Annotated in this window: 11 protein-coding genes; 8 read left to right on the forward strand and 3 right to left on the reverse strand. The window is 40.8% G+C overall.

Annotated features, from left to right (window positions below):
- Window positions 1–141 precede the first annotated feature (141 nt).
- On the forward strand, window positions 142–3,102 hold the full coding sequence (locus BM390_RS13135; RefSeq protein ID WP_062323039.1) for a hypothetical protein: 2,961 nt from the start codon (window positions 142–144) through the stop codon (window positions 3,100–3,102).
- A gap of 131 nt (window positions 3,103–3,233) precedes the next feature.
- Here BM390_RS13135 and BM390_RS13140 read toward each other — a convergent pair whose 3' ends face one another.
- Complete coding sequence (locus tag BM390_RS13140) at window positions 3,234–4,379, reverse strand: trans-sulfuration enzyme family protein (protein ID WP_062323037.1); 1,146 nt, start codon at window positions 4,377–4,379, stop codon at window positions 3,234–3,236.
- A gap of 278 nt (window positions 4,380–4,657) precedes the next feature.
- On the opposite strand from BM390_RS13140, the gene BM390_RS13145 reads away from it, so the two are divergent.
- On the forward strand, window positions 4,658–5,422 hold the full coding sequence (locus BM390_RS13145; protein WP_246806779.1) for an SDR family NAD(P)-dependent oxidoreductase: 765 nt from the start codon (window positions 4,658–4,660) through the stop codon (window positions 5,420–5,422).
- A 69-nt stretch (window positions 5,423–5,491) separates the two neighbouring features.
- Window positions 5,492–5,620 (forward strand): YjcZ family sporulation protein, encoded by a 129-nt coding sequence (locus tag BM390_RS13150; protein ID WP_082394561.1) that lies wholly within the window; start codon window positions 5,492–5,494, stop codon window positions 5,618–5,620.
- Between the two features lie 432 nt (window positions 5,621–6,052).
- Here the strand turns inward: BM390_RS13150 and BM390_RS13155 are convergent, their stop codons facing one another.
- Window positions 6,053–6,880 (reverse strand): AraC family transcriptional regulator, encoded by an 828-nt coding sequence (locus BM390_RS13155; RefSeq protein ID WP_231631549.1) that lies wholly within the window; start codon window positions 6,878–6,880, stop codon window positions 6,053–6,055.
- A gap of 177 nt (window positions 6,881–7,057) precedes the next feature.
- Here BM390_RS13155 and BM390_RS13160 point away from each other — a divergent pair, with 177 nt between their 5' ends.
- The 4 genes from BM390_RS13160 to BM390_RS13175 all read left to right on the forward strand — a co-directional run bounded on the left by BM390_RS13160 (window position 7,058) and on the right by BM390_RS13175 (window position 11,303).
- Window positions 7,058–9,322 carry a beta-L-arabinofuranosidase domain-containing protein gene (locus BM390_RS13160; RefSeq protein WP_062323041.1) on the forward strand — a complete coding sequence of 755 codons (2,265 nt, stop codon included), beginning with the start codon at window positions 7,058–7,060 and terminating at the stop codon, window positions 9,320–9,322.
- A 172-nt stretch (window positions 9,323–9,494) separates the two neighbouring features.
- Entirely contained in the window at window positions 9,495–10,253 is a 759-nt protein-coding gene (gene map / locus BM390_RS13165; RefSeq protein WP_089855360.1) for a type I methionyl aminopeptidase, read from the forward strand.
- 73 nt (window positions 10,254–10,326) lie between these two features.
- On the forward strand, window positions 10,327–11,016 hold the full coding sequence (locus tag BM390_RS13170) for an AzlC family ABC transporter permease (protein ID WP_062323031.1): 690 nt from the start codon (window positions 10,327–10,329) through the stop codon (window positions 11,014–11,016).
- Entirely contained in the window at window positions 11,013–11,303 is a 291-nt protein-coding gene (locus tag BM390_RS13175) for an AzlD domain-containing protein (protein ID WP_062323029.1), read from the forward strand. Before BM390_RS13170 ends, BM390_RS13175 begins: the two co-directional genes overlap by 4 nt.
- Here BM390_RS13175 and BM390_RS13180 read toward each other — a convergent pair.
- Complete coding sequence (locus tag BM390_RS13180) at window positions 11,288–12,154, reverse strand: cation diffusion facilitator family transporter (protein ID WP_089855363.1); 867 nt, start codon at window positions 12,152–12,154, stop codon at window positions 11,288–11,290. The genes BM390_RS13175 and BM390_RS13180 overlap by 16 nt on opposite strands.
- A gap of 283 nt (window positions 12,155–12,437) precedes the next feature.
- On the opposite strand from BM390_RS13180, the gene BM390_RS13185 reads away from it, so the two are divergent.
- The gene (locus BM390_RS13185; RefSeq protein WP_062323027.1) at window positions 12,438–12,680 is read left to right on the forward strand and encodes an IDEAL domain-containing protein; all 243 of its coding nucleotides are present in this window, start codon (window positions 12,438–12,440) and stop codon (window positions 12,678–12,680) included.
- Window positions 12,681–12,790: the final 110 nt, after the last annotated feature.

Consider the following 12,790-nt stretch of genomic DNA (forward strand, 5'->3'; position numbering starts at 1 on the left):
CTTAGTTGAACGAGCATGGGTCGCCTTTAGGGTGTCCTTATGGAATCCCCTTCCTCAAACATTCGTGAGAATGTTAGGTGGGGGTAGTTCAATCAGCTAGTGACTCTATTATAATGAGAGAATTTCCGGAGGTTATAACATATGAAACAAAAATTAGCGCTCATTAGTGGCGTATTAGCGATTAGTTTACTTTTACCATTCTTATCACCGTTTAAGTTCAGTGCAAATCTTGATTCGGCTGATCGACACCAAGCATTTGAACAAGAATTATCCGTACGAGACGCGGTCTACTTAGGCTATCCTCAGATAATAAATGCCTACAGCAACAGCACCAATAAATTAACTGTACGCGAGGCGGTGTATGGTTACGGAATCTACCATGACAAAATGGATTATGAACCTTTTAATAATGAGACGACTTTCGCATTAGAAAATGATTTCCTAAAAGCTTCATTTTCTCCAGAAGTCGTATCGACTGATTACTCCCTACTCATGGCTTTTCAACAGGCAGCCCCTTATAACATTAAGAATGATCAAGGTGATTTCGTCATGAATAATGTCACCATGACACCTTTATCAAATCATTTAAGTTATTTCGCCGATATGTATGAACGAGATAACAGTGTTCAGGCGATTAACCGAGTTGACGTAAGTAACTTAATCGCTCGAATTAAACCAGGTCTTTCTAAAACACCGACACTCGTGTATTTAGAAGACGGGCAGTACCGGGAAGATTTTGAGACGAAAATTTATTATGACACTCAGACCGGTGAAATCATGTTCAATACCGAAAACAATGATTTGACGTTTTTATTTGTGGACAATGACCAACCAGTGTCTGAGTTTGTTTACTTCTCAGATACGCTCTATAACAAGTACTATAAAGATGTTGGTTCGAAAATCTTTGTGAACCAAATCGCGCCGATCGTGTTTAACTCAACAACAGTCAATAAAGCGATCCAAGTGAAAGACTTAATCTTTAATGACCAAGACATGTCGTTACAATTACCGACCTCTTATATGAATCCCACCCAGCGTGACGTCGTTGAATTACGGACGGATTTAAACAGTACTTACTCACCTAATGCCGATGTGACCGGAATAGGTCAGTCAGTAGATGTTAAGTTATTCGGTGGGACCGAAGTTGAAGTGACAGAAGAAGATGTGGTTAAAGATGAACGAGCGATGAACGAAATAACCCGTTTTTCAGCACCGCTTGTTTATTCCATGCCATTACCGGATAAAGAAGATGATGAAGAGTTTTACCTCTACCGTAATTATGAATACACAGCGAATGGCACAGAGTTCATTATTCGAGAGTACTATCCAGTGAATGATTATGACGATCAGGCGGATCATCCGACGCTATCGGCGGCGATTTACCACCCTGGTAACTATGTGTTTGTGAAAACAACGAAAGAACTTAAAACCATTATTGGACCGAATGGGTATGTTTATGAAGCGCCGGAAGAACCAGAGGAACCAACTGACCCTGAAAATCCTGGTAATCCAACCGATCCCGATGACCCGGAAGAACCAGTTCCATCGGAGTTGCTTATTATTGACAATGACAATTTAGATACCTATCAAATCGTCAATGGCGATATTTATACGTTTGATAAGAGTCACGTCATTATCTTAGATGAAGTGTTAACACAATTAACGTCAGGTAATCAGTTTAGAGCCTCACACAATGGGGTGGTCGTGAGTGTGCCTCATGCTTTAATGACGATGCCGCATTTTATGGGTGATCAATTTAACTATCAAGTAAAATCTTTAGCTGACAAGTCTGATTTCAATGGACTAAGACTAAGAAGTGCCGTTTATGACTTTACATTAAGTAACAGTCAAAATCTTTACTTGAACACGTTCCCAACGACGGAGAAAGTGTCAATGACATTTGATGTCGATCCAAATCAAATCGATAATCCAGATGGCTTAAAGTATGCGACAATTGCTAGAAACGGTGAGATTTATATTGAAGACATTAGTGATTACAGTCCATCAACCGAAACGGTAAGAATCGAGCCAAAACAAACAGGTAAATATGTCATTATCGAAGAGATTGTCGAATCAGACCCAACACCAGATGACTCTGACGATGATGATGCGACGGATGATGATACAACGAACGATGATGAAGATGATTATGAATATGAATCCAATGCAGTAGTCATTGAAAACATTAATTTACCGACGTATCAAGGTGGCGATGGAAACCTTTATACGAAAAATAAGAACAATATTTATGTGAATAATGATGTACTTGAACAATTAACAAATAATGAAACGTTAACAACAACGCATGATGAGGAACGCTTAACAGTAGAATTCCCGAATGCTTTATTGACGGATGATTTCTTTAAAAATAAAAAATTTAACTTTACCGTCGAAGAAAAACCAAATCAAGCCGGTTTTGATGTGTTTGATTTGAAGTCTAACATTTATCATTTGAATATTTTTAATACAGGTAATCGATATAATGGAAAGTTCCCCGCTCCGGTGACGTTGACATTTGATGTGGAGCCTACAACGATTAATAATCCTGATGGGTTGCGTTTCATTCGTTTAAGTCAAGAGGGGGCACTTTCTATCAATCCGATTGCTTCGTATGACGCATCAAGCAAAAAAGTTACGATTAAAACAGATACGTTTAGCTACTATGCGATTGCAGAAGTAGACGTCGTGGCTGATGTTGATCCAAATGAGGACCCAGACGATGACACAACAGGCGAGGACGATGATGCCTCAAACGATGATAATCAAACGAATGACGGTAGTAATGATGGAAATGGATCGACAGATGATGAGACACTTCCGGATACATCAGATGATGCAACGGATGATAATTCAAATTCAAACAATAATGACAATAATAACGGAAATGACTCGGATACAAATGCGAACGCTAATAACTCAAACTCAACTGGGAATGTGTCGGGTGAGAGCAATGATAATGGGTCTAATGATAATATATTAGGGGCCTTACCGAACACCGCAACCTTAATGTACAGCTTGATGGCGTTTGGATTATTGTTGATTGTCTCCAGTAGTTTGCTTTATGTCATCTCAAGAAAGAATAAGAAACAAGTAAAAGACTAAGATTAACGTCACAGTGCCCTTATAGAAAAAAGCTGCAAATAAACAATAGCCGTCCAACATGTCGTTGGACGGCTATTTATGTTGACACCTTATAGGTCATATCGTTCACCATGTAAGATCTAAGAAGTCGGCTAGGCGTGCTGACTGTTTGATAATGCCTCGGTGAAAGCTTGGATAATATCGTCACTATCTTCAATGCCAACAGAGATGCGTACTAATCCGGTGGTAATACCGAGCGATTGTTGCACATCTTCAGGTAAGGCACGGTGAGACGTTGTTTTCGGATAAGACACCGTTGTCTCAACGCCAGCTAACGTTGGGACAATCTTCACGAAACCGAGTGATTGGAAGAAAGTTTTGACATCAATCGTATCTTTTAAGTCAATGGTCACAATCGCGCCGTTTCCTTTCGGACTCGCTTGTTTTGGGTAATAGACAGTATGAATGTCTTCATGCGCGCTTAAGGCATCCGCAAGCTTTTGGGCGTTAGCGACTTGCTTTTCCATTCGTAAGGCAAGTGTTTTTACCCCGCGGACAGTAAGCCAGGCTTCCATTGGCGCAAGTGTTGGGCCTAAGTGGATCGCTTTAGTGCGGGCTTTTTTAATCAAATCCTCATCACCAACGACTACTCCTGCGGTGACATCACTATGACCCCCTAAGTATTTTGTCGCGCTATGTACGACTAAGTTCACACCTTGGTCGTAAGGCGTGATTAAGTACGGTGTCGCAAAGGTGTTATCGACCATCGTTTTTAAGTTATGCTTCTGACTTAACGCAACAATCGCCGTTAAATCTTCTACGTAAAGAAGCGGATTGGTAATGGATTCGGTGTACACTAATTTGGTGTTTGGTTTGATTTCTTTTGCGACGGCATCCAAGTCTTTAAAGTCAACGAATGAGAGTTCAATCCCAAACGAAGTAAGTTCCGTTTCGAATAATTCATAAGTACCGCCGTAAATATCCGTTGATGCTAAAATATGGTCCCCTGCCTGACAGACAGATAAGACACCAACTAAGATGGCCGCGAGTCCTGATGCTGCGCTGACGCCTGCCGGGGCATTTTCAAGTTGACTAACGACATGCGCTAATTCATCTGGATTAGGATTTCCGACCCGAGAATACAAATAGTCCTTCTCACCGTTATAGAACGCTTCGACGTCGTCTAAGTCTTTAAATGAAAAAGCACTCGTTTGATAAATAGGTGTGACTTTACTATTATGTGGTTGGTGTTTGGCTGTTTTAAAATGAACGGTTTTTGTATTAAATGATTGAGACACAGTGGATTCCCCCTTTAGATATACTCTATACTTTACGCCAAATACGACCTATTTATCAAGTGTTTTGTATGAAAAGTAAGAGAATTCTGACAAAACCTCACATCAGCTGTCATGTTTTTTGTTCATCTGAAGTTTCATACGTTTTTTTGTCTTATGAATCCGCTTGATTTAAGTGAAGGGATGGAGAGTAGACGTTTTAAAACGCTCCAATTTACGCTATAATTAAAACTATAAATGAAACAGATTAATCAACGTAAAATTAACAATGATCGGGAGGAATGAATGTGAATTATGCGATTATTACAGGAGCTTCAAAAGGTTTAGGGGAAACCTTAGCCCGCCGATTTTTAGATGAGGGTGTATCCGTTGTGGGCATCAGTCGATCGATCAACAAACAGTTACTTACCTATAGTGAATCAACGGAAGCGTCATTCTATTCATACAGCTGTGATTTATCGGCAGTCGATGAGTTAGAAGATACGTGTGATCAAATTAAAACACTGGTCTTTAAAAAAGATACCGAGAAAGTCTATCTCATTAATAATGCGGCGACGGTGAATCCAATTGATGTGAGCGCTAATCACACGAGAGAAGCGATTGAAAAACACGTGAACCTGAATCTGACGGCACCCATGTTTACCACTTCACGTCTCCTACATGACGCCAAAAAATATCAGACGAAAGTGATTCTAGCTAATATCTCTTCAGGTGCAGCTCAACGATCAACGTATGGTTGGAGCTTATACGGTGCAACGAAAGCCGCGATTAATCGCTATACAGAAACGGTCGCTTTAGAAGTGGATGAATTAGATGAACAACATAAAATTATTCTCTTTGACCCGAGTATTATGGATACATCCATGCAAAGGGATATTAGAAGCACATCAAAAGCACAATTTAAAGATGTTGATCAATTTAAAGAATATAAACAAGAAAATGCCTTAAGAAGTCCGGAAACGGTAGGCAATGTGTTAGTTGATTTACTTCTAGATGAACAAGCATTAATAAATGGTCATTATTACAGCATTCACGACTTTGTCTAAAAGAGTCAATAACCCAGTCCAAAACCTGTTACTTTCATACACTATTTATGTAAGTAGGAGGTGAAAGATATGGGCTGTCATGAGAAATGTTGTGATCAAGGATATGATAAGTGTCAATCACCACAATTCAGTTTACTTGTTGTCCTATTCATCTTACTTATCATTATTGGGGCATCAATGGCGACACCTTACTTTTGATAGGTAAGAGAGAGTAAGAAAAATACGTTTGTTTATGAAGAGTCAGTTTGATCCTGATTCTTCTTTTTTTCTTTGTGTGAGTGACTTTGAATGAAGTATATATTTAAAAGGAATGAGTGAAGTGGACCAAGAGAGTTGTTACCGTCGTTTCATCAGTAATCTCCTTTATAATCTTTGATTTAGAGGGAGAGGTTTACCAGAAACTGATATTAATTTCAGTGACCAACAACCACATCCTCATGATTATGCTGCGGGACAGAGAACATAAAAGAAAAAGTATCCGCGCCTGTATAAACAGGATCAAACCGATTGAGATGAAAGGTTGGCTTCCCTGACTCAGAACTTGTCGCGTGAAGAAAAAAGACAATGAATGAAACGAAGTTAAGCATTAAACAAGCGATGATCTCTATCCTCACTTGTTTAATGCTTGTTTTAATTTAACTGTTGTTTGATGTACTGTTTAGGTGAAGTGCCAGTCACTTGTTTAAATACTCGACTAAAATAGTAAGGATTCGCAAACTGTAGGCGTTCACTTGCTTCTGTGACGTTCAGTCCTTCATAGCGAAACAATTTAATCGCTTGTTCAATTAGATAGTTGTTTTTTGCTTGTTGAATGGTTTGCCCTGTCGTTTGTTTAAAGACAGTCGAAATATAACTGTAATTTAAATGCAAGGTGGAACTAAATATCTCTCCTGTTGCCTTACCGCGTGTGTCTTCAATAAGTTCGTAAACGCGGTCGATGAGAGGATAGGCGTTTGAGTTTGATTTTTGGTTCAACAAGTAAAGCTCATACAATAATTGATAAGCATCGATCGATTGCTTCACGCTCCCGTCCCGTTTTGAGGCGAGTATCTGATCAAATAAATCTGTGAGGATATACCTGTGTTTGACCTGTCCTGTTTTAGGTAAGGTAAGGTGTTTATCATAATATCTTAGTGGCGTAATAAAAGATGCTCGCTCTAGTTCTAAAGCTGTTTGTTTTAAATCCGAGTGTTTATAGAAATGAAGATAATACCACGAGGTACCAGCGTCAAATGGTTGCTTACCAAAATGCGTGTGATTCGCATGTAAGAAAAGATAGTCACCCGCATTTAAGCGATAGTCCGTCCCTTCTTCTGTCACGTAAATCGTCCCTGAGGTAACGAAAATAAAGACATGAATGTGCTCGAGTGTTCTCGATAGGTGAGTAAAGGTCCCGCTTTCGTCTGTTAGAAAACCCGCTTCACTTACTAATGGTAGTTCATTGGCATTTAATCTCACTTGTAACAACGGTCTCACTCCTTTTGTTTTAGTATATCAAATTAACCTAAAATAAAGATAGGTTAATCAAAAGAATGGGTATGGAAATCGTGATGTCTTCACGCCATACTAAAAGAAAGTTTAAGAGGAAAGTCGAATAGAAGGTACATAAGGTTATGAACAGAAAGGGAGATGACTGTGTTAAACGTACAATTAACAGAAGGACTATTTAAAACGAGTCAAGAGACAGGTGAACAATTTTTACTTGATCTAGATGTTGATCGCTTACTTGCTCCGTGTTATATCGCACTAGGCTTAGAGCCTAAGAAAACGCGCTACGGTGGTTGGGAGTCGATGGAGATTGCCGGGCATTCACTGGGGCACTATTTATCAGCAACAAGTATTATGTACCAAACGACGAAACAGGAAGAACTAAAGACGCGGATTGATTATATCGTGATGGAGCTAGCGGATTTACAAGACGTATCTGGCGATGGCTACATCAGTGGATTTAAGCGCGATTGTTTTGATGAAGTATTTTCAGGTAATTTCCGCGTAGAACCTTTCTCATTAGGCGGGTCATGGGTGCCGTGGTACAGCATTCATAAAATATTTCAAGGACTAATAGATGTGTATGAATTTACTGGTTTGAACTTAGCGAAAGACGTCTTGTATCGACTATCAGATTGGGCAGAGACAGGGCTAAGATCATTATCGGATGATGCTTTTCAGCGCATGTTAATCTGTGAATTTGGCGGCATGAATGACGTCTTTGCGTCTGTCTATTTACTGACAAAAGACGCGCGATTTTTAACGCTAGCCGAACGATTCCAACATGAAGCGATACTCTCGCCACTCAGTCAAGGCATCGATCATTTAGCTGGTAAACATGCCAATACCCAGATTCCAAAAATTCTTGGAACGGCTAAGCTCTATCAAATTACCGGGAAACAAGCGTATAAAGATACCGTGATGTTTTTCTATCATGAAGTGATTAAAAACCGTAGTTACGTCATCGGGGGCAATAGTATCGGTGAACACTTTGGACCGTCTAAAACCGAACCTCTTGGCATTTTAACGACGGAAACGTGTAACACGTATAATATGATGAAGCTAGCGTCGATGATCTTTGCGTGGGATCAACAGTCGACCTACTATGATTATTATGAACGGGCGCTGTTTAATCATATTTTGGCGTCACAAGACCCAGAGACAGGTGGGAAAACATACTTCGTCCCAACGGAACCAGGGCACTTTAAAGTTTATTGTGATCAAGAGGAAAGCTTTTGGTGTTGTACTGGAACGGGAATGGAAAACCCCGCCCGTTATGGGACGGATATTTTCAGGCACATGGATGACACGCTTTACGTGCAACTGTTTATTAACGCAGTCGTCACACTAGAAGATCAAGCGATTCAGTTTCAGCAACAGACTGAGTTTCCGTACAATGATAAAATGACTTTGACCGTCACCCGTGGGGATGCGGTCGCAGTCGATGTAAGGGTAAGAAAGCCGTCCTGGATACAGGGACCGATGAACGTCATGCTAAACGGTGAGGTTATCTATCCGAAAGAACAAGCGGGTTACTTTATCATTGACCGAACGTGGTATGAAGGGGATGCGCTGAGTTGGGTTACGCCGATGGACGTGCATCTTTATCACAATAAAGAAAACAACCGGCAATATGTATATATGTATGGCCCACTCGCTCTCGCTGCCGCATTAGGGCGTGACAATTATCCAGAAGCAGATGTCGTCGGTGATCATCAAGTGCACAATCATCACCCATTGATTCATGTCCCTCCGCTTATTAGTGACCAAGCGCCGTTAGACTTGATTCATTGTGTAGATAAAGAGACACTGACCTTTCAGTCATTACCTATCGTTGGAGAAGGAAAGGACGTCTTTACCTTTAAGCCGTTCTTTACGGTTCATCATGAGCGCTATACGTTATATGTGACGGTGTTAAAACCAGAAGATTATACAGAACAGATAAACAAAGCCGAGCGAGATAAGTTAGCTCTTATCAATCGAACGGTTGATGTTGTCGCACCGGGTGAACAACAACCAGAAACCGATCACAAACTGACACACGAAAATTCACGTACCGGTTATCTAGCGAGTGTTGACAAACATTGGCGCGACTGTGTTGATCAAGGGTTCATTCAATATCAGATGAAAGCGATAGATGTCCCGCTCATTTTAAGCGTCACATACTTTGGTAGTGATGATACGATTACAATAGAAAAAGAGACCTACCCGAGGTTATTTGACATTTTAGTAGAAGGTGTCGTGATTCAAACAGAACAGTTACAGTCAGGACGACCTGGACAATTGTTTACGCGTGATTATTCGGTCCCAAGCGCGTTAACAAGAGGAAAACAGATGATTACTGTGACCTTTAAAGCACGTGAGAAAACCGTTGCCGGCGGTTTTTATGGTGTACGATTGTTAAAGGCTTGAAAATGACAAACAAAAGATAATTTTTCATAACAAGAGACGTTACGTCATAACAATGAAACAAGTGCCATTGATCTGGACTTGTTTCATTTTCTTTTTTAATCCCCGTGTTTTTTGTTCCCCGTTCTAACGGGAAATATGTTATAGTATGTTAGGAAGAAAGGGGAAGAAGCGAATGATTCAACGTAAAAGTAAACGAGAAATTGATATGATGGTTGAAGCTGGGAAACTCCTAGCAAAGTTGCATAAAGAGATTGCAAAAATGATGAAACCAGGTGTCACGACGATGGAAGTGGACCGGTTTGTAGAGAAGTATCTAGCCGAGCGCGGCGCAACGGCTGAACAAAAAGGCTACCAAGGATATGAATACGCGACATGTGCTTCAATTAATGATGAAATTTGCCACGGGTTCCCACGTGAAGATGTGCTCACTCAAGGCGATATTGTCACGATTGATATGGTCGTTAAATATAAAGGCGGCCTAGCGGATTCTGCCTGGACGTATGTGATTGGTGAAGCGGATGAAAAAACACAAAAGTTACTTGATGTGACGAAAAAATCACTGTACTTAGGGATCGAACAAGCAAAAGTCGGTAACCGCATTGGTGACATTGGCCATGCGATTCAAACGTATGCGGAAAAAGAAGGCTATAGTGTTGTACGTGACTTTACTGGACACGGTATTGGTCCAACGATTCACGAAGAACCACACATCCCTCATTACGGTTTACCGAATAAGGGCGCCCGTTTAAAAGAAGGTATGGCGATTACCATCGAACCGATGTTAAATGAAGGCCAGTGGCAAATGCAGATGGATGATAATGGTTGGACGGCAAGAACGATTGATGGTTCACGTTCAGCTCAGTATGAACATACGATTATTATCACTAAAGACGGTCCACTCATTTTGACTGAACAAGATGACGTCGAATAAGACGTATTAGCTAGCCCAAGTGGCTAGCTGTTTTTTTATAGAGATATAAGAGCAAAGGCAAGGGGGAAAGAGAATGAGACGACATCCAGTAGTCGAAGGTTTAATGACGGCGGCACCGATTATGATTGGGTATTTACCCATCGCGCTCGCCTACGGTGTACTTGCTAACCAAGCGGGGCTCAGTTTGGTTGAGTTAACATCCATGAGTGCGTTAGTGTTTGGAGGGGCCAGTCAGTTTATGATCCTTAATATGATGCTTGTACAGGCGACTTACATCGAGTTAGTGTTGGCCACGTTTGTGCTTAACTTTCGGCACTTCATTATGTCACTGTCGATGAGTCACCGGTTAAGGACGTTTAAGTTAAAAGATAAAGCGGTCTTAGGGGCGCTCATGACCGATGAATCGTTTTCGGTCCTCAGTGTATTGAATAAGGATAAACAAACACCCGTAAGTTTTTACATCACGTTACATATTGCTGGTTACTTCGCTTGGGTAACGGGGTCGTTACTCGGGGGTGTCATTGGGACATTTATTCCTGACACACTCGGCCAAAGTTTTGGGATTAGTTTATATGCGATGTTTATTGCACTGTTGTTACCGTCTGTTAAAAAAGAGTGGCGTTACGGCGCGATCGCCGTCTTAGCGATGATAGTTAACTACTTACTCACGCCCGTAGCTTCAGAAGGTATTCGGATTGTTGTCGCAACGTTACTCGCTAGTTTAGTTGGCGTGATGATTAGAAGCAAAGAGGTGATGGTATGAGTCTGTTGCTGTTATTGTCATTATGGTTAGTCACCATAGTGCCGCGCATCTTACCACCGTTTATTGTGGATAAGGTTAGCGTGCCACCCCTTGTCGGAGAGTTTTTAAATGTGATTCCTTACGCTACACTAGGGGCCTTAATATTTCCTGGTATCATTCAGGCGATTCCAAACGAACCAGGGATTAGCCTCATCGGCGGAGCGGTAGCGGTTGTGTTGTCTTTAGTCCGCGTGCCGCTCGTCTTGGTGGTGCTTGCGTCGGTTTCGGTTGTTTATGTGTTGCTGTAGGGTTCCACGTGAATGGTCACATATTCAATCCCGAGCTGGTCATAGAGTAAACTTTCAATCCGATCAGTTATATCATGACCAGCTCGTACCGTCATATCAGGATCAACATAAACAATCATATCAATCATGACTTGGTTACCGACGGTACGTCCACGAATATCTGAGACGTGTTTTGTACCAGGATCTAGTAAGGTGAGTTGTTTAATCTTTTTAATCATCTCCGGATCAAAGCCGTCCGAGAGTGTATGTGAAGCGTGACTAAACGTCTGATAGGCGGTATAAAAGATTAAGATACCAACGAATAGCCCTAACACCGAGTCCAACCAGTAAAGACCGAAATATGTTCCGATGATACCAAAGGCTGCAGCAAAACTAATCAAACTATCGGCCCGGTTATCAAGACTCGCAGCTTTTAAAGCATGACTATTGATTTTCCGTGCGAGTGTGTTGTTATATTTATAGACGAAAAATAGCACGATTCCACTGACCACTGCGGTCCAAAAAGCGAGTAGACCTGGCTCGGGATAATTTTTATTCATGAAGTTGGTCACTGCTTGTGTCATGACTTGAATACTGACCGATACCATAATAAAAGAAGCGATGAGACTCGCGATCATCTCGGCTCTCGCATGGCCATAGCGATGATTATGATCCGCTGGTTTAATCGCAATCCGCAGACCAATTAAAACAACGATGGAACTTAACACATCGGTTGAGTTGTTTAGACCATCGGCTCTTAAGGCGTGTGAGTCAGCTATGAAACTGACTGAGAGCTTGGCAATGCTGAGAATAATATACACAATAATTGAGAGGGTAGCCCCGCGGCTACCTTTTTTAAATGATTGATCCATCAGGTGTCCTTCTTTCTAAACAGTCTATCTACTAAAGATAGCAAATAAATTCAAGTGGGTCTAGAGCAACAGTTAAAGCACGTTGCCACTTATTTAAAGTAATGAAACAAAGTTGCCTTTGGTCACCTTTTAACTTTTGTATCATAGACTAGAAAGAAGAAAGCTATACGTTAAAGACGGGCTGTTGAATTTCCGTTGGTTATGTGTTTAAAGAATATCCAGAAGGGTATATATTATTAAAATTACTAACGTCTGATTGAAAGATGAAAAGGAGTTGAAATCGATGAAAAAGCAAAAGGTTTGTTTTACGTTACGTCGTTATAACCATGGGTATGCGAAATACATTATCGCCAAGCGTGATTATTCTTTTGAAGATGCGCTTATGGCTACGTTGTTATTAGATGAGTTAGCTTTTCATCGAAATAAACAATCGATTGATCAGGCGATAGATGAAGCGATTCAGGCTGGAGATGAAGCAACCTTTAACCAGTTAGCTCAAGCATACCGGCATTATTACCTTGATTAATGCCACTGCTTAAACATTCTATAATGAAAAAGAACCGAACGCGATTTGTTCGGTTCTTTGTTGCGTATTTTTCATAGAGACAGGCATAAATGAATTGTGTTACACTGATG

This window comes from Halolactibacillus miurensis (assembly GCF_900116255.1).
GTDB classification, from domain to species: domain Bacteria; phylum Bacillota; class Bacilli; order Bacillales; family Amphibacillaceae; genus Halolactibacillus; species Halolactibacillus miurensis.

What these genes read in the sequence shown, in the direction of transcription:
- BM390_RS13135 (WP_062323039.1), top strand. Translation starts at nt 142, where the DNA reads ATGAAACAAAAATTAGCGCTCATTAGTGGCGTATTAGCGATTAGTTTA.
- BM390_RS13145 (WP_246806779.1), top strand. Translation starts at nt 4,658, where the DNA reads ATGAATGTGAATTATGCGATTATTACAGGAGCTTCAAAAGGTTTAGGG.
- BM390_RS13150 (WP_082394561.1), top strand. Translation starts at nt 5,492, where the DNA reads ATGGGCTGTCATGAGAAATGTTGTGATCAAGGATATGATAAGTGTCAA.
- map (WP_089855360.1), top strand. Translation starts at nt 9,495, where the DNA reads ATGATTCAACGTAAAAGTAAACGAGAAATTGATATGATGGTTGAAGCT.
- BM390_RS13170 (WP_062323031.1), top strand. Translation starts at nt 10,327, where the DNA reads ATGAGACGACATCCAGTAGTCGAAGGTTTAATGACGGCGGCACCGATT.
- BM390_RS13175 (WP_062323029.1), top strand. Translation starts at nt 11,013, where the DNA reads ATGAGTCTGTTGCTGTTATTGTCATTATGGTTAGTCACCATAGTGCCG.
- BM390_RS13180 (WP_089855363.1), bottom strand. Translation starts at nt 12,154, where the DNA reads ATGGATCAATCATTTAAAAAAGGTAGCCGCGGGGCTACCCTCTCAATT.
- BM390_RS13185 (WP_062323027.1), top strand. Translation starts at nt 12,438, where the DNA reads ATGAAAAAGCAAAAGGTTTGTTTTACGTTACGTCGTTATAACCATGGG.